The 23,823-nt window shown below is 67.9% G+C and carries 18 protein-coding genes; 8 read left to right on the top strand and 10 right to left on the bottom strand.

The features are described from left to right. Positions 1 to 13: 13 nt before the first annotated feature. The 6 genes from AB0L25_RS23230 to AB0L25_RS23205 all read right to left on the bottom strand — a co-directional run bounded on the left by AB0L25_RS23230 (position 14) and on the right by AB0L25_RS23205 (position 4,778). Complete coding sequence (locus AB0L25_RS23230) at positions 14 to 583, bottom strand: PIN domain-containing protein (RefSeq protein ID WP_500174741.1); 570 nt, start codon at positions 581 to 583, stop codon at positions 14 to 16. 4 nt (positions 584 to 587) lie between these two features. After that, positions 588 to 1,766 carry a helix-turn-helix domain-containing protein gene (locus tag AB0L25_RS23225; protein ID WP_500174740.1) on the bottom strand — a complete coding sequence of 393 codons (1,179 nt, stop codon included), beginning with the start codon at positions 1,764 to 1,766 and terminating at the stop codon, positions 588 to 590. Continuing rightward, complete coding sequence (locus tag AB0L25_RS23220; RefSeq protein ID WP_500174739.1) at positions 1,763 to 3,100, bottom strand: 7-cyano-7-deazaguanine synthase; 1,338 nt, start codon at positions 3,098 to 3,100, stop codon at positions 1,763 to 1,765. The genes AB0L25_RS23225 and AB0L25_RS23220 overlap by 4 nt, the downstream gene beginning before the upstream one ends. After that, a complete protein-coding gene (locus AB0L25_RS23215; RefSeq protein ID WP_500174738.1) occupies positions 3,100 to 3,705 on the bottom strand; it encodes a hypothetical protein in 606 nt (201 codons plus the stop codon). Before AB0L25_RS23215 ends, AB0L25_RS23220 begins: the two co-directional genes overlap by 1 nt. Before the next feature lie 84 nt (positions 3,706 to 3,789). Then, complete coding sequence (locus AB0L25_RS23210; protein ID WP_500174737.1) at positions 3,790 to 4,341, bottom strand: SUKH-4 family immunity protein; 552 nt, start codon at positions 4,339 to 4,341, stop codon at positions 3,790 to 3,792. Beyond that, positions 4,338 to 4,778 (bottom strand): ATP-binding protein, encoded by a 441-nt coding sequence (locus AB0L25_RS23205; RefSeq protein ID WP_500174736.1) that lies wholly within the window; start codon positions 4,776 to 4,778, stop codon positions 4,338 to 4,340. The genes AB0L25_RS23210 and AB0L25_RS23205 overlap by 4 nt, the downstream gene beginning before the upstream one ends. Positions 4,779 to 5,154: 376 nt before the next feature. Here AB0L25_RS23205 and AB0L25_RS23200 point away from each other — a divergent pair, with 376 nt between their 5' ends. From AB0L25_RS23200 to AB0L25_RS23175, 6 genes are all read left to right on the top strand, one after another. After that, positions 5,155 to 6,498 (top strand): hypothetical protein, encoded by a 1,344-nt coding sequence (locus AB0L25_RS23200; protein WP_500174735.1) that lies wholly within the window; start codon positions 5,155 to 5,157, stop codon positions 6,496 to 6,498. 161 nt (positions 6,499 to 6,659) lie between these two features. Next, positions 6,660 to 7,448, top strand: a complete 789-nt coding sequence (locus AB0L25_RS23195) for an alpha/beta hydrolase (protein ID WP_500174734.1) — start codon at positions 6,660 to 6,662, stop codon at positions 7,446 to 7,448. A 15-nt stretch (positions 7,449 to 7,463) separates the two neighbouring features. Continuing rightward, entirely contained in the window at positions 7,464 to 8,948 is a 1,485-nt protein-coding gene (locus AB0L25_RS23190; protein ID WP_500174733.1) for a class I adenylate-forming enzyme family protein, read from the top strand. A 24-nt stretch (positions 8,949 to 8,972) separates the two neighbouring features. Continuing rightward, positions 8,973 to 9,617, top strand: a complete 645-nt coding sequence (locus AB0L25_RS23185; protein ID WP_500174732.1) for a GlgC family sugar phosphate nucleotidyltransferase — start codon at positions 8,973 to 8,975, stop codon at positions 9,615 to 9,617. A 4-nt stretch (positions 9,618 to 9,621) separates the two neighbouring features. Next, positions 9,622 to 9,900, top strand: a complete 279-nt coding sequence (locus AB0L25_RS23180) for an acyl carrier protein (protein WP_500174731.1) — start codon at positions 9,622 to 9,624, stop codon at positions 9,898 to 9,900. 203 nt (positions 9,901 to 10,103) lie between these two features. Beyond that, the gene (locus AB0L25_RS23175; RefSeq protein ID WP_500174730.1) at positions 10,104 to 10,571 is read left to right on the top strand and encodes an SUKH-3 domain-containing protein; all 468 of its coding nucleotides are present in this window, start codon (positions 10,104 to 10,106) and stop codon (positions 10,569 to 10,571) included. Between the two features lie 422 nt (positions 10,572 to 10,993). On the opposite strand, the gene AB0L25_RS23170 is transcribed toward AB0L25_RS23175, so the two are convergent. Both AB0L25_RS23170 and AB0L25_RS23165 read right to left on the bottom strand, forming a co-directional pair. Further along, positions 10,994 to 13,012 carry a WD40 repeat domain-containing serine/threonine protein kinase gene (locus AB0L25_RS23170; protein WP_500174729.1) on the bottom strand — a complete coding sequence of 673 codons (2,019 nt, stop codon included), beginning with the start codon at positions 13,010 to 13,012 and terminating at the stop codon, positions 10,994 to 10,996. A gap of 493 nt (positions 13,013 to 13,505) precedes the next feature. Next, a complete protein-coding gene (locus AB0L25_RS23165; protein WP_500174728.1) occupies positions 13,506 to 13,931 on the bottom strand; it encodes a hypothetical protein in 426 nt (141 codons plus the stop codon). A gap of 709 nt (positions 13,932 to 14,640) precedes the next feature. Here AB0L25_RS23165 and AB0L25_RS23160 point away from each other — a divergent pair. After that, on the top strand, positions 14,641 to 15,522 hold the full coding sequence (locus AB0L25_RS23160) for a helix-turn-helix domain-containing protein (RefSeq protein WP_500174727.1): 882 nt from the start codon (positions 14,641 to 14,643) through the stop codon (positions 15,520 to 15,522). Further along, positions 15,519 to 15,707, top strand: a complete 189-nt coding sequence (locus tag AB0L25_RS23155) for a DUF397 domain-containing protein (RefSeq protein ID WP_500174726.1) — start codon at positions 15,519 to 15,521, stop codon at positions 15,705 to 15,707. Before AB0L25_RS23160 ends, AB0L25_RS23155 begins: the two co-directional genes overlap by 4 nt. 208 nt (positions 15,708 to 15,915) lie before the next feature. On the opposite strand, the gene pglX is transcribed toward AB0L25_RS23155, so the two are convergent. Continuing rightward, positions 15,916 to 19,524 (bottom strand): BREX-2 system adenine-specific DNA-methyltransferase PglX, encoded by a 3,609-nt coding sequence (gene pglX, locus AB0L25_RS23150; protein ID WP_500174725.1) that lies wholly within the window; start codon positions 19,522 to 19,524, stop codon positions 15,916 to 15,918. Beyond that, positions 19,521 to 23,801: a BREX system serine/threonine kinase PglW gene (gene pglW, locus AB0L25_RS23145; RefSeq protein WP_500174724.1), complete on the bottom strand. Its 4,281-nt coding sequence runs from the start codon at positions 23,799 to 23,801 to the stop codon at positions 19,521 to 19,523. Before pglW ends, pglX begins: the two co-directional genes overlap by 4 nt. Positions 23,802 to 23,823: the final 22 nt, after the last annotated feature.

Raw genomic sequence — 23,823 nt, 5'->3', positions numbered from 1 at the left:
CGGCTCTCTCAACTCAAGAAACGGTGTCGTCCAGTATCCCGCCGACAGGCGACCATGATGCCCGCTCCGTCCACCAGGCGAAATCCGGGGAATTCTTACCGGGACGGAAACACGCTCGGCGTTCCACGGCCACGAGCATCGCGGCCATCTCGTGCTGCGGCGGCGCGGCGATCCCCTCGTAGCGCCGGAGGAGTCCGGCGGTACCGACGGCCGCCGTGATCCCGAGGCGGGCGGCGGCACGGAGCGCGGCGCGGTCGTCGGTGACGACCGGCAGGCCGCGATGCACGGCCATCGCGAGCGTCGCCGCCTCACCATCATCGACCTGGGCGGTGAGATCGACGAACGTCGCCATCTCGGCGCCGGGCCGCACCTCGGTCAACTCGAGCGTGCCCTTGGTGACGTGCGGTTCCAGGCGGACTTCGGTCCTGATCCTCTCACCGTCGACGACGTCTTCGACGTAGCGGACCTCACTGGCCGCGGTGCTCGCCATGACGAAGGTGAGGCCGAGAGCGTCGGCCACCACGTCGATGGCGTCGGCGGCAACGAGGTTCAGCGCCACGCAGGCGTCCAGAAGCTCACGCACGGGGTCAGGTCTCCGCCTCGTTCCATTGCAGGGGCTCCGGCTGGCCGCCCCCCGTCACGTCGTTGCTGGTGGTCAGTTCCCGGCTGATGCGGCGGGCGGTCACCCGGTCGGTCCGCAGGTAGGCGGCGAGCTGCCCTTCGGTGATCTGACCGGTGGTGAGCAGCTCCACGGCGAGATAGCGGTACCGGAGGGGAAGGAGCTCGGCGGGCTGCGCGTCGGGCGGCAACCCAAGCGCACGCCGGGCCTCGGCGGGCTTCAGCCGCGCCTCCAGCTTGTCGTGCGTTCCCTTGGGGATGAGCTGGAGATCTTCCAGGCGGTACGTCATGGCCTGCACCGAGACTCGGAACGCGTGGGCGAGATGGAAGAGGTCCGCGACGGTCGGCTCCCCATGGGGGCGCTCCCTGGTCAGTTCTATGAGGCGGCGCCGCACCCCGCTGCGAGGCATCAGGAAGTTGGCCGCGAACAGGTCCGCGAACCGCTCCTCGGCCCGGTTGCCTTCGGACAGCAGGGTGATCTCGGAGCGGTCCCGTCGGGTGAGGAAGTGTGCGTACTCGTGCGCGAGCGTCCAGCGGCGCCGCTGGACGGGGTGACGGGCGTTCACGGCGACGCACGCGCCGAGCGGCTCGGCGTACACGATCGCCCCCGCGATCCGAGACGGCATCGCGGGCATGAACACCCGCAACCCGACCTCGTCCTCCAGTAGTTCCCGTACGTGCTGGATCGGACCGTCCCCGAACCCCAGCCGACGCCGTTCCTCCAGAGCCAGGTCCTCGGCGCCGTGGGCGGGGTCGCCGCCCGGCAGGTTGTAGGTCGCCGGGTAGCGGCGGGGCAGTTCGACCCCGCTGCGCCGCGCCAGGTCGAGGAAGTCGTCGCCGAGCCGTTCGAGGTCCCCGATCACGCTGCGGAGCTCGTCGTCCCCCGTACGTCCCGACATCGCGAGGCGGAACTGGGCGCCGAGCGCGTCCAGCGGCGGCTGCGGCCGGGTTAGGTCGCTCACCGGGCGCTGGTACAGAGAGGCGAGCGTGACGAGCTCCTCCGGGCGGACCTTCCGGGTTCCCTTCTCCATCGCGACGAGCAGCGGGCGGCTGACACCGAGCACGGTGGCCGCCTGCTGCTGGGTGACGCCGGCCGCCTGCCGCGCGGCGCGCAGCCGTTCCGGCAGTGTGGTGTCGGTGCTCATCATGCGGCCGCCGCCCCTTCCAGACCCCAGTCGCGCAGGCTGATGCCGAGCTCCCGGGCCGTGTCCCGCCACTCGGCGCAGTACCGACCGTACAGCCCCAGCAGTTCCCGGCGGCCGCGCTCGCTCTCGACGTCCGGGACGTCGCGGATCTGCGGGAACTCCTCGAGCAGACGGCGCCAGGGATCGGCGGAGCGCAGGGCACGGCCGAGCCTGTTCACCTGGCAGAGCATGGCCCGCATCTCCCATGAGCCGATCACCTCGGCACGGTCGGCTCGGCAGCGCTGCCCGGCGTCGATGTGGCGCAGGCCCGAGGCGATCACCGATTGCGTACGCAGGATGCAGGACGTGCACTTGCCGCATGGCCTCCCGCCCTCCGTGTGGGTGGAGAACGCAGTGTCACAGGAGTAGGACAATCCGTAGGCGGCGGCCATCTGAGGTGGCGCCTGCCTGAGCAGTTCGGCCTTGGTCGACCACAGATAGGGCAGCTCGATCCGGAATGGCTCCCCGCTGAGGGATTCGGCGAGCTTTTCCATCTTCTGGGTCGTCAGAGGATGAACGGCATGCGGGGACTGCGAACCCCATTGCGACTCCAGCATCGGCAGGTTGATCGCCCCGATGCCGTTCTCGTAGACGCGGAGCGCCTGCCGTCCCGCCGCCCACGCCGTCGCGATCCCTGCCGAAAGGAACAGGAAGCCGCGGGTCCGCTGCGTGGACTCCCTCGCGGGAGTGTTCTGCCGCAGGTGGCAGCGGAAGGCACAGTCGTGCACCCGTCCGCCGAGTTGTTCGATGACCTTGCGCTGACGCCCCTGCATCCGGTCATTGCTGATGACCCGCACGGCGATGACGCCCCGGCCGGGAGCGGCCGCGAGTTCCGCGGCCAGGCCGGCCGTGGAGTCGAGCCCTCCACTGAACAGGGCCACGGGCGCCCCCTCCGGAATCAGGTCGACGAGGTAGCCCTGCGGAACGTGCAGCGGACCCGGTCGCCGCGCAGGCCGAAAACGCAGGTCCCACGTGTCGTCGGTCAGCCAGGTGAGCAGCTCGGACAGGTGCTCACGATGCCCTCGCCACAGGCCCGGGTCCCTGACCTCTATCCCCACTCGCAATTTTCGGGACCAGCCGAGCCCGTAGGCGCGGCTCCGGCCGCGCTGCGTGCGACGGTCGGCGGCGTACGCAGCGGCAGCGATCTCCATGAGGTCCGCCGCATGCGCGGGCAGTTCCGTGGCGAGCCGGTCGGTGACGTTTCCGCCGTCCAAGCGAATGTCAGCGTTCCACCGCACAGCGCGATGCCCGGGACGTCCGTCGGCCGGAAACTCGAACTCGGCCCACTCACCGCTCATCACGGGCTCCCCCATAGACCCTCGCCCAAGATGTCATCGACGCGCTCGCGTCTGCGGGGCGGCGCCTTCACGTTCCGTCCGTCGGGGCGGCGGGCCAGGAACTCCCCGATCTTGTCGATGCCGGGTTGCGAGAGGATCTCGTTGCACCGATCCCGGAGCCCGTCGACGTCCCACCCGTTCTCTCCGACCAGCATTGGAATGATCCGTCCGAACCCGTAGTGACCGGCCAGATCTCGGACGACCGCGCTGCTGACCAGCCGCTGCGCGGCCGCGAAGTTCTCGGCCAGCTCGTCCGTCCGGGTCTCCACCAACACCTGGGCGCGCCGCCAGGCGATGTCGTTCTGCGGAAGACGGCTTCGCCTCGGAGCCATGCCGAGCTGATGACCGTCGATCGGCAGGGCGCCAGACCGGCGCCGCGCAGCCCGGTGCGCTTCGGCGCAGACATCGGGGAGCACGGTAATCCCTTCGATGTCCCTGATGGTGGCGGCCAGTGCTCGTTCCGTCAGCCGAGACAGAACGGACAGCGGCGCGTCGCGGACCAGTGCCTTCTTCACGGCCGTCCAGCCGCGGGGAAGTCGGCGTTCGAGGTAGTCGTCATCGGGCATGTCGACCTCCGCCCTGACATTGTCAGAACCAAGGTGCGCTCGGATGCCTCATGATGTCAAGTTGTAAAAATACACAGAACCTTGTCAGAGGCGGCCCTGGCGGTAGTCGCGGTAGTGGGCGGCCAAGGTCTCGGTGTCGTGGGCGGGCCACTGGGTGAGGGCGCCGGTGCGCCGGTCGATGACGATGACCTCGGTGGTGGACGGCGGAACCACGGGGCGCGCGACGTAGCCGTCCTCGAACGTGTCGACGTGCAACGGGACCGGCCGTCCGGTGTCCCGGGCGTACCACGCGTCGGCGCGGCGCCATGCTTCGGCGCGGTCGACCGGGGCGGCGCGCGGGTCGTAGGCGGCCAGGGCCTCGGCGACGCCCTGGACCGTGCGGCAGCGTCCGGTGCCGCAGGCCAGGCAGACGAGACGCTCGTAGGGGTCGGGCCCGTACCGGTGGACGGTGAGGACGGTCGTCAGTGCGGCGCTCGCTGCCAGCGTCAGGTTTCGCGCGTCCCGGAGGAAAGAAGAAGTAGGAGTGTCGGCGGCTCCCGACGCCAGGCGGACGAGCGCGGCGGGGTCCGCGCGCATCGCGGCCGCCATGGTCGACCGCACCTGCCCGTCGGCCCAGTTCCGCAGGGCCCGGGTCACGCGGCCTCCGCCAGGGCGGCGCGCTCACCGAAGAACGCGGCGACGGTGCGGGAGCGGTCGTTGCCGAACCAGCCCCACCGGTCGGCCGTCGCGGACACCGTCCACAGGCCGCGGCCGGACTCGGCGTCGGCGCGCACGCACCCCGCGACAGGGTCGGAGGGACCGCCCTGGTCGGTGACGGCGACCGCGACGCTGCCGTCCCACCGGACGATCTCGACGGCGAACTCACCGCCCGGCTGCCCGGACTTGGTGTGCCGGACGGCGTTCACGACGAGTTCGTCGACGGCGAGCAGCACCTCGTCCAGCACGGGGCAGCCGGCCAGGAGCGCGGCGGTGAAGCGCCGGACGGCGGCGGCCTGGACGGGCTCGCCGGGGAACGACCGCCGCCACCGCTGCACGTCGTGGACGGCGGGCGCGAAAGGCAGGGCGGAGAACATGGGCACCTCGCTTGTCGCCGGGTCTTCGGTCTCTGCCGGTCATCGTCACAGCGGGTGCCCGACCGCGCACGCGATATCGGACCCGCCGCCGATATCCGCACGCCCAGGCCTTGAACGTTCAGCATTCGCACGTCAGGCAGCCGGAACGAGCACCATCCGACCCACGTTCCCGCCGTGCACGCCGCGCGGCACGGAAGGCAGTCGGCCGGGCCAGAACCGGTCAAGACGGACGAACATCGGCGCAACCTATTCGGAAATGTCAGGTGAGAAAGGTAGAAAAGCCTCACTTCCAATCTGCTCGGCCTGACCGCGGTGGCGGCTTCCGACGAGGTCCCCAGCGCCGCCGACGGGCCATCGCACCCGAGGAGTCTTCACAGTGCCGGAAGCGGCGAACGAGATGCAGGAAGGCGACTTCGAGATCACGCGCCTCGAGCTCCGCACGCTCGTGGCGGTGGATCTGGGGTGGGCCGTCCAGGACGAGGCGGCGGACACGTTCCTCCGGGACCGGGGACGGCCGGGCTGGCTCCATGCGCTTGCGGACCAGTTCCCGCAACCCGGCGGCGGGTTCGACCGTCCGCGGGTCGAACCGCCTTCCTACGGCCGGAGCACCGAATACGGACGGCCGACGTTCTCCGACGAGTTCAGCACGTCCTATATGCCGCTGGTGAGCAGGCCGCAGGCTCCCGTCGACTACCTCGCCGGCTGCCTGGTGTGGCGGCTCGACTGGGTGAAGATCGGGCCGTCGGGAGCCCTGAGCGTTTGCGTCCGCGCGGAGCTGCGCAACGGCCCCGTGAACGTCCTGGACGTCATCGGGAGCTATCACCAGTTCCGCCGTGACGTTCGGAACCGGTGGCCGGATCTGGTCACCGAGTTCCTGCGCCATTGGTCTTCGACGCTGCCCCGGTACCGGCTGATCGACACGGCGCCCGCCGTCCTGCTCGGCCACACCGAGACCTATGACGTCGTCGACTTCGACTTCACGGTGGACGGAGCCGTCCGCAGGCCCAAGGACCTGTACCGGGACGGGCCGGTCACGGGGCTGCGCGCGCTCGCGGGGCTCACCCGGATGTCGCACGTCATGAACCGCTACGGCGAGGACAACGTACGCGCGCTGCGGGAAATGGACCTCGGCAGCCGTCCCGACGAACTGTGGATCGTCAACGTCGAACGGATGACCCGGCACCACCCCGAGCACCTCAGCGACCTCGGAAAGCGGCTGTTCCTGGAGGACATCGTCTCCGCCATCGAGATCACCCTCCAGCAGCGGGTGACGCTCAAGTACGTCACCGACTGGGTGCGGCGCATGCGCGCGACGTTCCTGGACCGCCTCACGGCCGAACGGGACGTGTCGGGTTCCCACGCCGTCATGCAGACCCTGCTGACCCGGATCGCGTGGTCGAGCGACCTCTATTCGGAGGTGCCGGCAGTGCACCGTGACAGCGGCAGTTCCTTCTTCCGCACGATCGTCTCCAGGGTCGACCAGCTCAAGGAGGTCGATGCATCGCGGGACGCTGTGTCCAGGAGCGTGCAGAGCATGCTCGACATCGCCAATGCGATCTTTCAGGAGCGCAGCGCGGCGACCTCCGCCGCATTGCAGGAGATCAGTCTCAATGTGGGCAAGACCAGCCGGAACACCGGGTTCGCCGCCGTGTTTCTGGCGGTCGCCGCAGCAATACTCGCAATCGTCCAGATCTGGGTGGCCATAGCGGGATACGGCTGATACCTGTCGGACGAATGAAACGTAGTGTACCGCATAAAATGATCAATATGGCAACCACATCCGGCCACCCTCCGGCCTTGCTTGACGTGTAACGGCCCGGCCCTCAAACTTGGCGCTGGAAGCGACAAATACATAGAACGACTCGCCACTGGAGAGGGCCCATGTGGACGAACGAGCGGCTGACGAGCCGATATGGCGAGTCGCTGGCCTTGTCGGTCGGCGACGGCGCACCCGGCGACAGCGCCGTCGTCATGTTCCCTGGATTCACCAGCCGGCGACTCAATGCGACCAATAAGGCACTCGCCGCGAAACTGGCGCCACTCGGCGTTCGTTGCGTCACCGGCGATCTCAGTGGCCACGGTGACAGCGGTGGTGATATCCGCCACCAAACGATCCTCAAGGCGAGTCACGAGATCGAGGACATACTGCGCTTTGTCCGGAAACGCTATTCCATCGGGCGGCTCGGACTGCTCGGGAACAGCTTCTCGGGAAACGCGGCGATCATCGCCGCCGCACGCGTCGAGGGCCTGCACGCGCTCGCGCTGAAGTCCCCGGTCACCGACTACGTCGCGATGCGACGGAGCCTGCTCGGCGACGACGGCATGCGCCGCTGGCGGGAACAGGGCTGGACACGGCTGCCGGACGGCACCGTCAGCGACTACCGGTTCATCGAGGACGCACGGTCCGTGGACACCTACGCGGCGCTCCGGGAGGTCGACGCGCCCGTCCTCGCCGTCCAGGGGTCGGCGGACGAGGAGATCCCGGCGGCGTCCCGGCGGCGGCTGGCGCGGGAGATGGCGGAGCTCGGCATGACGTACCACCTCGTCGAAGGCGCGGACCACAACCTCAGCGACCCGCACTTCCATCACGCGATCGAGACGTTCGCCGCATTCCTGGCCGACCATCTCCTCCAGTCGGTGCCCGCGGGCGGGCTCAACGCGTGCGGCTGATCGGACCGCTCCGCGATGAATCGTTCCTCGGCCGACCAAATGCGCCGCGCCCCCGCCGTGGTCCGGGACCTGCTGACTCGCCGCGACGACCGGGGCTTCCGCCTGGCGAGCGCGGCGGGCGGGGAACTGTCCGCCGACCAGGTGCGGCGAGCAGCCATGGTCGTCGCCGAACGGCTGCGGGACGCCGCCGGGGCCGGAGACGGCCAGGCCGTCCTCGTCCGGGCCGGTGACTTCGAGGCCGCCGCCGTCGCGATGCTCGGGACGTGGGCGTGGGGCGGCACCCCGGTTCCGGTCCCGATGACCGCGCCGGCCCCGTTCGTCGCGCAGGTCACGGCCGAGTGCCGGCCCGCCGCACACATCACGCCGTCCGGGACGGAACTGGCCGTGGAGGTGCCGGGCCCCTCTCCGGGAGAGGCCGAGCCCGCGCTGGCCGCGGTGGCCCGGGACCACGACATCGCCATCGTGCTCTACACCTCGGGCTCGACCGGCGCGCCGAAGGGGATACTCGTCCCGCCGGACGCCATGGACTTCGCCACCCGAAGCATCCAGCGCTACCTCGGGCTCACCGAATGGGACAGGATCGTCAATCCGGTCGTTCCGCACTTCGACTACGGCCTGTACCAGTTGCTGCTGGCCCTCGCCGCGGACTGCGCGCTGACGGCCGCTCCCCCGCTCTTCCTCGACGACCTCATCGACGTGATCGACGCCCGGTGCGGCACCGTGCTGCCGCTCGTCCCGTCACTCGCGGGGCCGCTCACGGCCCGGATGGCGGAGCGGCGACGGACGGCGGCGTCCGTCCGCCTGATCACCTCCACCGGCTCGCATCTCGGGACACCGCTGATCGCCCGCCTCCGGGCCGCCTTCCCGCGAGCGCAGGTGATGCCCATGTACGGGCTCACGGAGTGCAAGCGCGTCTCCTACCTGGCGCCCAACCTGGTCGACGCGAAGCCGGGTTCCGTGGGACGCCCGATGGCCGGGGTCACCTGCCGCGTCGTCGACGCCAACGGCCGGACGGTTCCGGACGGGGAGACCGGCGAGCTCGTCGTGCGCGGCCCCAACCTGGCGCTCGGTTATCTCGGCGACGACCTGCTGACCGGGGTCGTCTTCCGTCCCGTCACCGGCGGCCGCGAACTGTGGACCGGCGACCTGTTCACCCGCGACGCCGACGGCCACCTGTACCACCGGGGCCGGCGCGACGACCTCGTCAAGGTCTCCGACCAGCGGATGAGCCTCCGCGAGGTGGAGGACGCGCTGCGGGGCGTCTCCGGGGTCGTCGATGCTCTCGCCTGGGTGGAGGACGGAACGCTCAAGGCCACCATCGTCGCGGACCCGCCCGCGAGGGATGTGGCCGCGGTCAGGCGGGCCCTGCGGCGCGCCGTCCGTCTCCCCGCGATGGTCCCCGCCGTCATCACCGTGGCGGGGCGGCTGCCGACCGGCCCCACCGGGAAACCGGCCCGCCCGCGCCCGGCCCGCGCGCCGGAGGCCGCGCGACACCGCTGAGCCGCCCCCTTCCTGGATGTGAGCATGCTGGACGACCTGTTCGACCCGGCCGATCCGCTGTGGACGGAACTGGCCACCGAGGCCCCGTGGGAACTCCTCCTGGACGTGCCTTCGGTCGTCGCCGCCCTGCGCGGCTCGCACGGGGACGGTACAGGCCCGGAGCCCGTCGTCCATCCGAGCGCCGTGGTCACGGGGTCCTATCTCGGTCCGGGCGTGCAGGTGTACGAAGGTTGCACCGTTCGCGACAGCGTCGTCCTCTCCGGTACCACCATCGGTCACGCGAGCGAGATAGCGCGGTCGATCGTCCTGCCGGACTGCATGATCCCGCGTTTCAACTACGTCGGCAGCAGCCTGCTCGGGCGGGGGGTGAACCTGGGCGGCTCGGCGCAGCTCGCCTCGATGCGCTACGACCGCGCCCCCGTCCGGCTCTCCTTGGCCGACGGCGAGATCGAGACGGGCCGTGACAAGTACGGAAGCCTGATCGGCGACGGTGCGCGCGTCGCCTACGGCTGCCACGTGAACCCCGGCTCGGTGATCGGACGCGGCGCCCTCATCGGCCCGCACATCGACTGGCGCGGTTACTGCCCGCCCGACACCTCGGTCTTCCTCCGGCAGCGCACCTTCATGTCCCGCGGGAGGGGCGCCGACATGTTCCTGCGAGGTGAATGACGCAATGCCCGAGATCATGCCGTTCCTGGTGGAGTGGGTCAGGGATTGGCGCCCCGACCTGGCGCGCGCCGAACTCCGGGGCGACACCCGGCTCGTCGAGGACCTCGGCCTCGACTCCCTCGCCCTGCTCGAGCTGGTGGCGAGCATCGAAAGCCGCTTCGACGTCCAGATCCGCGACGAGGACTACCGTTCCCGCAAGACCTTCGGCACCCTCGCCGACATCGAACGAGTGATCATTGAAACGCTGAACCGTTGCCGGCCGCGCACACCCAGGATGGCGTGACTCTAATCCCTTGCGATCTCATCAACAAGCCCGGAACGCTTATCGCTTTCTTTACTTTGTCTGCCAATTTTGCCAACTTCTAACATTTCCAGGCTCGGCGTGATTCCCAGGCCTAAATGAACACGCATAAGCCATCGTCAATGATCCGGTCGGTGCGCCCGCCGAGCTCGCCCGGGCAGCGATATGCTCGGACGGCGAGTCCAATGAGTGACCGGTTCGCGGAGGACGTCGATTCGTTGCTCCGGGCGGCCGGGTGGTTCGGAGGGAGATCGACGGACACGGCCCCGTGCCTGCAGGCATGGAAGTCCTTGGGCCTTCAGCCGGAGGCGAGCCCTGTGGGCTTCATCCGCGAGTTCGACGGACTCCACATCGAGCACCCGCCGTACGTCGACATCGGAGAAGCCAGACACTTCGACTTCACGAATTTCGATGCCGTCGCCAGCGTCCACGGTTTGCGGGAAAGAGCCTACCGAGAGTACACGGTGCTCGCGGGCCTGCGCTTGTGCCCCATCGGCCAGAACCGGGCGCACATGACCCTGATGATCGGGGCGCAGCAGATCTTCGCAGGAGTGGACAACTACCTTTTCACTTACTGCAACGGCTTGGACTCCGGCGTAACGGCGATGCTGCGGGGCGAGCAACCAACGAAGTTCGGCGAGTGGCACCCCTAACTGGGCGAGGCGACCCTCGCCCACGCCCACGTCTACGGCCGCGGCGGCCCGCCGCCTGAAGGTCTACACCGTCAAGAACCTGCTGTTCCCGCACGCGAGCCAGGCCGCCCAGGTCAAACAGCGCCGCACCGACACCGCACCCCAGGCCGTGGTCGGCATCCGCAACCTGGTTATCGCCCTCCCAGCGAACCATGTCGCCGTTGGGGGCCATTCCGCCGGGATTGGAGAAGCGGATGTGCACGGCCGATGACTGGGCCGGGAGTGGACGTTCTGGCTTTCGGACCCCGGCTCCGGGTCATGAACGTCGGTCGACTACGTGCCGCAGCTTGAGGAGTTCGCCATGGAGCAGTGAGGCGGGCGCCACCTGTGGGACGAGACGGCGGCAGCCTGCCTCAGGTGGGCGTCCTGGGGCAAGGGGCGGGTCATCCGATGGTCCAGACGGTGATGCCCTCGCCTCCTGCGGCTACGGTCCGGCCGTTGGGGCTGACTGCCACGCATTCGATTTCGGTGTTGGCGCCGGTGCTGAGGGCGGTGACACTCCTGCCGGTGGCGACGTTCCACAGTGTGACCGTGCCGTCGTTGAGGCCGCCGGCCAGAAGACCGTCGGGGCCGAACGCGATGCAGGTGATGCCGGAGGCGGGTCCGCCGATGGTGGCGGTGTCCCTGCGGGACGGGACGTCCCACAGCGTGATCAGGCCGTCGTTGCGGAGGTTCGCCAGCGTTCTGCCGTCCGGCGCGAACGCCAGGGCGTGCAGGTCGGAATTGGTTTGGGCGAGGGTGGCGATCTTTCCGTGGGTGGTGGTGTCCCACAATTCCAGCTGCCCGTCGTCGGGGGCGTTCCCCGGAAGGCCGTTGCCGGTCGCGGTGGCCAGCACGTCGCCGGCCGGGCTGTAGGCCATGGACTGGACCCAGTAGCCGATGCCCTCTCCGCTGGAGAGGGTCGCCCGCACGGCCCTGGCGGCCGGGTCCCACACCCTGACGGTCGGGGCGTCGTAGGCGAACGCCACCGCCTTACCTCTCGGGTGGACCGCGATGCAGCCGGAGGCGGTGTCCCACAGTTGCGGCGCAACGTAGGGGAGGGTGGTCACGGCGCCGGTGGCGATGGTCCACAGGTCGATGCTCCCGTCACCGTTGCCCACCGCCAGGGCGCCGTCCGGAGTGAACGCCACCGCGAACGTCGACGTGAACTGCGCGTTAAACGCGACGACCTCCTCCAGCGGCTTGTTCCAGGGGTTGGTGACCGTGTGAGTAAAGGTCTTGGTCGGCGTTCGGCCGTTCACGGTCCAGAGCCTGGTCTTCCCGTCGGCGCCGACGCCGGCCAATAGGTCTCCGTCCGGACTGAACGCCACAGCCCGGACGGGCCCGTCGAAGAGGGCGGCCGGCCTGGGTGCGGCTTTGGCCGTGGCCTGCTCGCGGGTCCAGGGACCGTCCACGGAGAGCGACCGCAGCAGGGGCACCGCCGGGACCGCTGCGGCGATGCCCAGCCCGGCCAGGACGAGGCTCCGGCGGGTGGGACGCCGCCCGGGGCCGGCCTGCGGGGCCGACGTGTCGCCAGGCACGTCCGGCGGCCGGTGCGCGTACTCGCTGTCATACCGGTCGATCAGCTGGGTGACCTCGGGCGGAAGCCATTGACCGGACGGTTCGTCCGGAGCGTCCGCGAGCCTCCGCAGGATCTCGGCGACCTCGGGCCGTCCCTCGGGTTTCTTGTCCAGGCAGGCGCGCAGAAGATCTGTGAGGTGGGCGGGCACCCCGGAAAGGTCGGGTTCCTCGTGCACGATCCGGTAGGCGACGGCCCGCGCATCCCCCGTCCCGAACGGGCCTCGCCCGGTCGCGGCGAACGTGAGCACCGACCCCAGGGCGAAGACGTCGCTGGTCGGCCCCACGTCCAGCCCGCGCACCTGCTCGGGAGACATGAACCCGGGTGTCCCCAGCACGGTGGTGGAGGCGTGGGCGGCGTCCAGGGCACGGACGATCCCGAAGTCGATCACGCGCGGGCCGTCGGCGGCCAGGATGATGTTGCCGGGTTTGAGGTCGCGGTGCACCAGGCCGGTCGCGTGGATGGCGGCCAGTCCTTCTGCCAGACCCGCCCCGAGCACGCGCAGGGTCCGGCCTGCCAGCGGCCCGTGCTCGTGGACGGCCTGCGCCAGCGTGGGGCCCGAGACGAAGGCGGTGACGAGCCACGGCGGACGGGCGGCGGTATCGGCGTCGACCACCTGGGCGGTGTAGAAGCCGCCGACCCTGCTGGCCGCTTCGACCTCCAGGGCGAACCGCTCCCGGAACGCCGAATCCTCGGCCAGCTCCGGGCGCACCACCTTGACCGCGACCGGGCGTCCACCCGGGGAACGGCCCAGGAACACCTGCCCCATCCCGCCCCCGCCCAGCCTCCGCTCCAGCCAGTACGGGCCAACCTGGCGTGGATCGGCCGGCTCCAGGGGCTTCACGGGCGCCTCACCTCAAATGAACGTCGGTGTCTAGATCAACCGGATCTTATTGGGCCCCGAGGAAGATCGGCGCGGAAATGACGATCGACGCCTCCGCCTGCTGTCACGTCGAGTTCGGTGACGGGACGGCAACCTCCATTTGACCCGACAAAACAGTCGCGCGTCAGCGCGCCCTCCGCCGAGGGACGAGCGGCAGATGTGCGGGTGTGAGGCGCCCGCCCGCTGGACGGTCCGGGGTCTGGTCGCCGAGGAAGCGCGGCAGCACGATGGTGCACTCGGGTTCGGGAGCGTCCGGCGGTGGACCATGGGCGTGCCCGTCGATGGAGGCGTCCAGCACCGGAGGCTCGACGCGAACGAGGTCCCACGGACAGGCCGAGGCGGATGACGGCTGTGACGAGCCCGCCGTAGGCGGCCTGACGAACATCGTTGGCAGCGCCGCCGCAGCGGGTGCGGCGGCCGGTGATGGCTTCGGCCAGCCCGCGTACAGGCCCGTTCAGCGGGAGGTGTGCGCCTGTACGAGGTTGGTGTTGACCTCGTTCACCCGGTGGGAGAGGTCACCGTCGCGGATGGCGGTGGGGCCGAGGCCGGTTCGGTGATCGGGGATGTCGATCACGGTGATGATCGTGTTGGCCATTCCGATGACGATCCACCAGGGGCGGCCGGCCGCGTTGGCGCGCCAGGTGGACTTCACCCACTTGCCGGTGTCGGTGCGTACCTCGGCGGAGACGAGCTCCCAGGTGGAGGGGTCGAAGTCGCGGAGTTCGTCGAGGGGGGCGTCGCGGTCGTCCCGGCGTGCCTGGGCGTGGGCGGCGTGGACCTTCAGTTGGACGGGCTCGTCCATGATCTGGCGAATCCGGTCGAAGAGAGCCGCCGGGCCGGTCGTGATGAGGAACTTGGCGGTCGTCCAGCGCGGCGACATCGGTTCTCCTGGGGCGGGTCGGCGCCACGGCCGCACCGGATGAAGGCCGACTTTACAGACCTGTGGAGCCGTCCGCGGTCGACGGGGTGATGGCGAACGACGGGACGCGGCCTCGGCCCTGGCTGCCGTCCGAGTCACCAATGCGGGACAGCGTTCCTTCAGGGCCGGAGGGCGGTGGGGCAGGGTGTGCTTGTCATATCCGGGGAGGACGTGCGTGCCTTGTTGGGGTGCGGGAGGAATGCGGCGCCCCCCAACGCCATCCGGCGTGCGGGCACGCGCTTGTAAGTGTTGAGCGGGACGGACGGAGCCGGCACCGGCTGCGTCGTTGCGGCGTTCCTCGCACTTGGGGCGACGTTCTTGAAGGCGTGTGCGGGATTGGTGGAACGCACGCACACGGTGGTTCTTGCCTTTCGGGTAACGGTGCATACACGCGCGCGCCAGTCGGAGGGGTGCGTGGTCGAGGCGTGTTGGACTTGCGTTCGGGAGTGGTGCGAGAGCCGAGGGGTTGCTCTGGCCGGTTCGCGGTTTCGCTGGCGCGTCCCAATTGGCGGGTGGGGCAAAAGGAACAATCGGACTCGGTGGAGTCGGCCGATACAAGAATGTAACGTTTTTCGGCCGCGGCATTTTTCGTTCTCTGGTTGCAAGGCGTGTCGATGGTGTACACCAGGTAGTGGATCGGTTACGACGGACACGCTCCCCGGGAGGCGATGTGAGCAGCCCCTTCGTTCGACGCCGACGTCTCGCCGACGAGCTCCGCAACCTCCGCGAAGAGCACGACCTCACGGCGGACGAGCTCGCCAAGCGCATCCACTACTCGCGCATGAAGATCAGCCGCCTGGAGAACGCCCACGGCCGCCCGGACGTCCGCGACGTCGTCAAGATCCTCGACACTCTCGGCGTCAAGGAACCCAAGTGGGCCGAGATGATCCGCCTTGCCACCGAAGCTTCTGAAAAGGGGTGGTGGGACAGGTATGGCGATTCGATGGGACCTCGCCAGAAGCTCTACGCCGACCTAGAATCCGGCGCGAACAGTATCTGCGACTACGATCCAACTGGCATACCTGCGGTACTACAGACGCCCGAGTTCATCGACGCGCTCATTAGACTCGATAAGGCCAACCGGCCAATCAAGTATGTACCCGCGCGAATGGCAAAGGCTCGCGAACACCGACGTCAAACCCTACTCCGCCCGCAAGGCCCTTCTTACGACACCGTGGTCGATGAGTTCGTCATCTTCCGTCTTGATATACCGTCCGAGGTGATGGCCGCTCAACTCAGGCACATCGTCGAGGTGGTCTTGAGGGAGCCTCAGCTTACCGTGAGGCTCCTGCGTTACAACGCACGCATCTCCGGCGGCCTGCTACCCAAGTCGTCGTTCGCCCTCTACACATTCCCCGGCCCTCAGGACCCTCCCATGGCGGTCGTCGAGACGATAACAACCGACTTGGTCCACACCGAACAGCAAGAACTGGCAAGGTATACAGGAGACTATAAGCGTCTCCAGGAGGCCGCGCTGTCCCCCGACGAGAGCCTGGCCTTCCTAGTGGAGACGGCCGAGCGAATTTCAGATGGGATGGTACGAGCTATATGAGGCCCGAGTTCACCAGTTGGCGGAAGTCAAGCTACAGCGACCCCGATGGCAAGTGCGTCGAGGTGGGACGTGGACCAGGTGGCACCGTCGGTGTTCGTGACACCAAAGAGCAGGGCACCGGCCCCATCCTGGAGTTCACGCAAGCCGAATGGACTGCGTTCCTTAACTTCGTCCAGATGCACTGACCGATCAGGACCACCGTGAGCCAGTGCACCCTCTCCTGAGGACGGGCGCCCGCAGATGCAGCGCTGCCGTGGGCGGACGTGACGTCGCAACGACTACGCGATGTCGTTCGCGATGCGCGCGCAGGGCAGGTGCGTCCGTAGCGGCACCTGGACACAGCGGCGTCCCGTCTCACCTCGATGTTGGCGAAGTGAGACGGGACGTGCTGCGTCAGGCATCCTTCTTCTTCCGGCCGCCGCGCTTCGGTTTCTCAGGACGCCACTTCTTGAGGTCGTCGCCCGAGATGCCAAGCTCGGCCTGCTTGGTCTCCAGGTACGTCGAGTACGCGTCGGCCGGGCTCTGTCCGAACGCCGGATCGACCTCGCCATGCCACTGCCGCACCCACGGCAGCACCTCAGCCAGGCCGGCAAGAAGCGGCGTGAGGCGAGCAGCGTCCCACCCGTCCTGAGTCGCCCGCTCCTCGATGAGCATCATGAGCGCCTGAGCCTGCTCCCGGTGGTCCCACCCAGCCCACCCGAGCAGCATGGACAAGTCGCCATCCGGACTACTGCCCGGATAGGAGATGAACCGCTCCTTGGGCACATCGAGCTTGCCCCGGTTCCGCCAGTAGGACGTCTTCAGGAAGTCAGCCGACGCGTACTTGGGCGGTACCGAAATGTCGATCCGCTTACCCGTACGGTCCTCCTCGCGCTGCTGCTCCCAGACAACCTCCCACTGGCCGCGCTTGCGGAGCCCAGAGTCCTTATACCGCAACGCCGCCAGATGAGGCACGTGCTCGTCTTGCGTGATCTCCGCGATCACCTTCGCCAGATCCGCGTCATCCCCCGCGTACAGGCGTACAACGGAAACGAAGTCCTCATCCTGCCGAAGCCTGTCGGCAAGCTGGTTGACGGTCACCGCGCTCGGCTGCTCAACGCCGTACTCATCGTCGGCAAACCACAGCGAACGATCCTCGCAACGGTCGAGGAGCCAGCTGCGCAGTGCCGCTTTCTCCTGCGACTCCCATGGCTCCATAGACCAGCGCCGTTTACACTCCGGCCGCTCAATCAGCGCAATATCACGTCGATTCTCAATGATCTCAATGCGCTTAGCAATTACCCTCCTGTATTCCGATGGCCAATGTTCGGGAATTTGCGTAACGGGAATAGATCCATGCCGATTGAACCATTCGGTTTCAATTTCCCCCAGTTTAACTTTGCGGGCCAAAACGATCTCAAAGGCACGTTCCCCAAGTTTTATTTGAGGAATATATTCTGCGGATACTGTAAGCCCTTCGGGCGTCAACCCATAACTCTCATAAAGTTGCCAGTCGGATTCTTCTTGCCATGCAATCATCTGCCCTACAGCCGATTCATACTGCGAGCGCGCTGCATCAAGCTTTTCTCGACTGGGCGAACCATTGACACATATAGCTGAAGGACTTGCGGCGAGGCGTGAGGCCGCCAAAGAATCCATCACCCTGCCCACCTCGATGGGCATCGAGGCGGGCAGTGGAAGATCTTGCAGCTTTGCGCCCGTAACCTCATAAAAACGCTCCCAGTCTTCACTAGCAACGCCACCGCCGTAGCCACCCTTGCCTCGATCAGGACATACCTGCTTGAGCCAAAAACATGCAGGCGAAGAGTTCAGTACGGCAAGTATGCCGTAGTAGAGGTCGGCATCTAGATCTGACTTGATATTAATTACTGGTACATGCTGATTAGATACAGCACGCCCATGTGTAAATACAGCATGATTATGAGTTGCAATTTTGGCAAATAGTATACGAGCACCGCCCTGATTACGCGATGCTACCCATCTGTACCAACTCCACCATTGTACGGCAGTCTCCCTGCGAGGCTTGCCTGAAAAGTCAGCTAGGGCGCCTAGATACTGCTTGGCCAGCCAAAGCTGATTAGCCCACCCCTTACTTACATCGATGTCTGCAATTGCAGCATCTTCGCCATAGGGGGCCAGGGCAAGTTCACTTGGGTCTACAGCCCAGAGCTTTATATCTTCGCCTGTAATCAAGGGTCGAATATATTGCGCCGGCGTGTCATATCGCCGATGCCAAGATCTTGGAAAATAAAATACCTCATCAACTCCAGAGAAGGCCGCAAACCCGATCGAGTCACTCAGGTAAGACTTAAGCCGTGTCACCTTCGACACATCCTCAAGCTTATCCATCACCGAGGAAGTTTCGCCTCCCGATATACTCCACGGATATTTGGCCAAGCTGTCAAGCTCCATATCCCGTACAGCCACCCACTGCGTTTCAATACCGGGCGAATCTATATTGTTCAGTATAGATCGCCAAACTAGACCGTTGGCGGCATTGTCGGGGCGACCCGGTTCGCTTCTAACGCCGACAACAACGCGTGCAAAAGATTTCGAAGTAGACCAAAACCTTCGCCCGAACATAATTACCGTGGGAGTTGCATGCCCAGGAATATGGACACCCGACGTGTCAATGATGTATGAAATTCTAACCGTCGGCAAGAACTCCTCAATTATTCGCTTGCCGAATTCACGCTTCATGAATGAATTTGCAGTTATTTGCCCAACGTGACCTGATAGGCTCTCATTCTCTCCACGCAGAGCTAGCTGAAAGAAGCGCTCAATGAAGGGGACTGTGAGCGCATATTTCCCCGCACAACTCTTATAGGCCACACGATAGTTTTCATTTTCTTTCTTGTCTTTAACGGTAATATAAGGCGGATTGCCGACCACGACGTGATAGCTGCCAATTCCGAGGAGATCAACCGCATCCAGTCGCGTTTTGCTTTTCTTCCCGATGAACCCATTAATGTCTTCTGTTACGTAGGTGTGGGGTTCGATTTCACTTAGCAAGTCTTCTTGCATTCCAGGGGCTCCTCGCCCATGGAGGAGTGAATCTCCAGTGGCCACGATGATCGGAAAGTCCGGCACGCTGGCGAGCAAGGACACCCTGCCAGCGCGCATTACTGCGACCAGCATCCGGAAGCGGGCGATGTTCGTGGCGAAGGGGTTCTTGTCGACGCCGTGGACCGACAAAAGGGTTCGGCGGATGAGCGTCCAGATCTCCGTGGCGGGCTCTGCGTCCCTCCATTTGTTCAGGATCCGGTTGAACGCGCCCAGCAGGAAGTGTCCCGAACCGCACGTGGGGTCGATGAGGCGGAGGCCGTCGAGGCCGAACTCGTCGATGGCTGGTTCGAGCGTGTAGTCGAGGATGAACTCTTCGACGAACTCCGGGGTCTGCAGGAGCGCGTACGTCTTCTTCGCGTGCTCCGACAGGTCCTGGTAGAGGTCACCCAGAAACCGCGTGTCCCACTCAGGGTCGGTGAAGTCGTGGACGATCTCGCCGTGGCCGTCGCGGCGGCGCCAGAACGCGAGCAGCTCCTTTGCGGCGTGGTGGGGGATCTCGATCTGCCACATCGGGTTGTGGGCCTTGTCGAACAAGCCCGCAGCGACCGGAGAGCGGGACATCTCCGCGAAGCCGGCGAGGATCCAGTGGCGGTCGGTGTCGTGGGGGTTGCGGGCGATGTGGTCCGCTTGCCGCTCCTGGGCGAGGGCGAGCTTCTCCCCCGGCCCGGCGAGGAACGGGTGCTCGATGAGGCCGTTGTCCTCGCAGAAGCGGAGGAACACCGTGCCGAGCACCCAGGCGACCGCGGCCTGCGTGACCCGGTCGTCCAGCCAGGATTCGTAGGTGGCGGCGATTCGATTCGCTTCGCGGGCCTTCTGCCATTCGCCGTGGAGGCGGGCGTGGGTGGCCTCGTCCTCGCCCGCGCGCTCCCTCAGCTCTCCTTCGAGAGCGACGACCTGCTTCTTGAGGTCGGTGAGCAGCGCCTTGCGGTCGATCATGAGGCTCTCCTGGTCGTCTTCTCGTCAGGCTGCCCGAAGGGGCGGGGCAGCAGGAGGTGTTCGTTGTCGGTGTTGGCGGGGACGGCGGTGCCGTCCAGGCGGGGAAGGGTGTTCGGATCCTCCATCGGGCACAGCAGCCATAGCCCGTACGGATTCTCGTGCGGGTCGCGGGCGGCCTCGATGATGCGGGCCAGGGTATCCGGGCCGTGCTTGTACCGGGCGAGGGGCGTCGCGTCGTGGAGCAGGGCCACACCTTCGACACCCGCGACCTTCTTCTCCACCTCGGCGAGGGCCTGGTCGATGAGGTCGTGGAAGACGTGCGGGGCCTTCGCCGGGTCGGCGCCGAGCATCTTCTCCCACGTCGGCTTGCCACGGGCGGCGACGATCGCGCGGAGCGCCTCGGTGAACGTGCTCGTGACGTTGACGGGGGTGACGCCCTTCCAGACGGTGAGGACGTCGAGCATCGACTCCGTGTAGCGGGTGCGGCACTTCAGGGCGAGGAAGCCGCCGCTGTCGACGGAGCCCACCAGGCGGCGGGTGATCTGGTCGGTGGGGACGCGCTGGGTCGCGGTGGAGCTGCGGGCGCCCGCGCTGAAGGTCCGGGCGGGATCGAAGCGACGATCGACGAGGCGTTTGCCGTCCTCGCTCCACTTGACCTCGTACCCGGCCTTGCGGAGCACCTTCGCGAGGTCGGAGGGCTCCTCGGGGAGCCCGCGCAGGCGGGGGAAGCGGGCGAGGACGCGGCGGCGCAGGTCGTCCGGGGTGATGCCGTCGCCGCCGAGGAAACCGGCGGCCTGTGCGAGGTCGAGCGCGCGGGCCGGTTCCAGGTCAATCGGGTACAGCTCGAGACGCGCGGTGACGTCCGCCTTGGTGGACGCGGCGGCGGCGAGGGCGACGAGGGCGGTGTCGGGGAGCAGCGGCATCCCGGCCGGGGTGATGACCTCGCGGAGCCCGGCGCGGACGGTGACGTCGCTGGGCAGCGGGTTCCGTCCGGCGAGCTCGTCCGCGTACTTGCCGAGCTCCTCGGCGTAGTCGATGAGGTCGGCGGCGGCCGGGGCGTCCACCGCGTCCTCCGGCGGACGCAGCGCGACGAGGATCTTGTGGCCGCCGGTGCGGCGCTTGATGAGGCGGGGCTCGTCCAGCCGCTCCTCGGTCTCGATCGCGGCGCGGAGGACGGCGCCGGCGACGGCGTGGCGGGCGGCGATGTCGGTGAGGCCGCACGCGCGGCGGGCCAGCAGCTCCCCGGCGAGCTGCGTGACCTCCAGGACGCCGCCCTTGGCCGCGAGGATCTCCACGACCTCCTCGCGCAGCGGCTTCAGGGCGCTGTCGGCGGTCCAGCGGCGGCGCGCGTCGGCGAGGGCGCGGGACACGTCCGCCGGGGTGGCCCGAATGCCCTCGTAATCGGCGATCTCCCGCTGGGACGCCCACGGGCGCAGCGGCGCCGGAGCGCCGGAGCCGTCCAGGGCGGGCAGCGCGAGCGCCAGGAAGACGATCTTCGCGTCCTGTCCGTCTCCCTTAGGGACGAGCCGGTTGACGATCTCGTCGAGGCTGAGCCGCTTGAGCTTCTCGCCCGCGACCTGGACGTCCCCGGCGGCCTTCCGCTGCTCCTTGGCGACCTCGGTCACCGACTCGCGAGCGCCGAACCGCTGGCGCCAGTCGCGGGCGAGGCGCAGCAGCTCGTTGCGGGGCTTGGAGCCAATCCCGGAGTCGCGGAGGCGCTGCACGCGGACGGCCGGAACGGTGATCAGCTCCCCGACCGTGGAGACGCCGAGCCCGTCGATCGCGGCGGAAAGAGCGCGGGGCGACAGTCCCGCCTCGACGAGCGGGGTCGTCTCGGTCGCGGCCTCGTTCAGGCGGCGGCGCGCCTCCAGGACGTCCTCGGTGTCCTCGTCGGTGCTGCTGGGGGTGGTCGGCGGCGCCGTCCGGTCCAGGTCGAGGAACATGCCGCGCCACGCGTCGCTCATCTGCTTCAGCGACGCGAACCGCCGCGCGGCGTCGCGGTGCAGGGCGCGGCGGAAGAACGCGGCGAGCGCGTCCCGCAGGCCCGCGTCGAACCGGTCCTCGGCGATCTGCGGGACGGTCTCGGCCTGGTCGATGAACTCGGCCTCGGCCATCCCGTCGCCCCAGGACGGGCGCTCGGCGGCGGCCATCTCGTGCAGGGTGACGGCGAGCGCGTACCGCTCGGCGTGGTCGTCGTAGCGGGGGCGGCGGTCGGTGCCGACGAACGGGTCGATGTAGTCGGGGGTGCCGGCCTTCACGACGGTGTCGGGCGTCCCGGCCATCGAGAAGTCCAGCATGACCAGGCGGCTGCTGTTGTTCGCCGCGCGGCGGATCGCGAGGTTCTCCGGCTTGACGTCGCGGTGCCGGACTCCTTCTTCCTCCAGGTAGTCGACGGCGTCGAACAGGTCGCCGCCGAACTTCTCCAGCTCGTCCGGGGAGAGCCGGCCCTGCCGCTTGATGTGCTCGGCGAGGGTGATCTGCCCGGCCTCCTCCAGGACGACGACGGTGCGGTCCGCGATGTCGAACGGGCCGTCGATCAGGCCGACGATCCTTGGGCTGCGGAGCCGTGCGAGGAGTGCGGCCTCGGCGTGCAGGCGGTCGGCGGCCGCCTCGGTCAGCGCGACCTTCAGCACCGCGGTGTGCTTCTCGCCACCGCGCGTCTCCTGCTCGGCGAGGAACGTGCGGGACGTCGAGCCCTGACCGAGGTTGCGGACGACCGTCCAGCCGTTGACGACCGTGCCGCGCTTGGCGTCCAGGGGGTCGGGCTCCGGTTCGGCGTCGGGGGCGGTCAGGTCCTCCTCGACCATGTCGAGGTACTCGAGGAACTCCATCACCGAGGAGACGCGCTCGAAGACGTCCCGCTTGGTGGCCTCCTCGATGAGCTGGTCCATCGGCGAGGTGATGGACTCATCGACCGCCGACGGGGTGAGGCGGCCCTGCTCGCTGAGGCGGCGGGCGAGGTCGGCGCGGGTCTCGGCGGGCGGCGTCCCCGTCATGACGAGGTAGCCGAGCGCGCCGAGGCCGAACACGTCCAGGGGGACGCTCTCGGCGTCGGGCTTGCCGAACTCGGGGGCGAGGTAGGCCTGCGCGGCCGCCTCGATGTGGCTGGCCGCCGTCCCGACCGCCCCGGCGAGCGTGGACGTCCGTCCGGCCGCGTCCGCGCCGCCCGGACGGGCCGCGGCCTGCCAGTCGACGATCTTCAAGGTGGGGTCGTACCCGGCGCCCCGGAACGCGACGTAGACGCTGCGGGCCGCGAGGGCCCGGTGGTACAGGTGGCGGCGGTGCGCGTGCGCGAGGGCCTCGGCGAGCTGCCGGATCATGCCGAGCCGCGTCTCGACGTCCAGGCCGTCGCCGTACTGGGCCATGTAGTGGTCGAGGCGCATCCACTCCGGGCGGTGCGGGAACACGATCGCGGGGCCCGCGTCGTGGTCGTCGCTGAACTGCTCGGCCTTGACGATGCCGGGATGGTCGATGCCCTGCAGGACGAGGTACTCGCGGCGGGCGGCGCGGCGCGTCGACTCCTGCGCCTCGCGGGATGCGCCCAGCTCCGACAGGTACAGCCGGACGCGCCGGTGATCGCCTTCGAGGGCGGTGTTCTCCGCGAGGTAGTCCTCCCAGGTGGGCCCGGTGTCCATGGCCTTGGGAGACAGCCGCCACGTGCCGACGGTGCGATGCTTGCGGTACTTCTGGGCGCCGATGGCCTTCATGAGGTCCGGCATCTTGCGAGAGAACGTGATCTCGGTGCGGCTCGGCGCGACGGGACGTCCGCGGCCGAGGAGGTCGTCCCAGATGGCGGGCAGCCCGTTGGAGGTGTCGCGGGCGTAGACGGCGGCGCGCTGGATGTCGTCCAGCTCCGACTTCAAGCCCGGGTCGGACAGGAACACCGCGGCCTGGATGAACGGGACGCGCAGGCCGCGCACGTTGAGCTTGCGCAGCGCCCACTGGAGCTGCTCCTTCAGCTCCTTGGCCTTGCGGTCGGCGAGATGCAGCGGGTTCTCGATCGTGGAGACGCGGTCGCGGTGGTGGAACATCCACGTGCTGCCGTTGTTCACCAGCCGGCCCTGATGGCTCTTGATCTCCACCAGGTAGAGGCCGGTCGGGGTGGCCATGAGCAGATCCACCTCGCGGGGGTGCCCCGACTTGGCGGTGAAGGTGAACGTCGACCAGGCGCGGTACGGGTCGACGGACGGCATGCGCGCCTTGACGAAGTCGAGGGCGTCCTGCTCCCACGGGAACTCGGAACGCGGCCCCCACCAGCGGTTGTCGCCCGTCGCCATCTGCCTGCTTCCCCCGGTCCGT

It is taken from the genome of Spirillospora sp. NPDC052242 (genome assembly GCF_040679555.1).
GTDB lineage: Bacteria > Actinomycetota > Actinomycetes > Streptosporangiales > Streptosporangiaceae > Spirillospora.
This window is presented reverse-complemented; position numbering and strand designations above follow the sequence as displayed.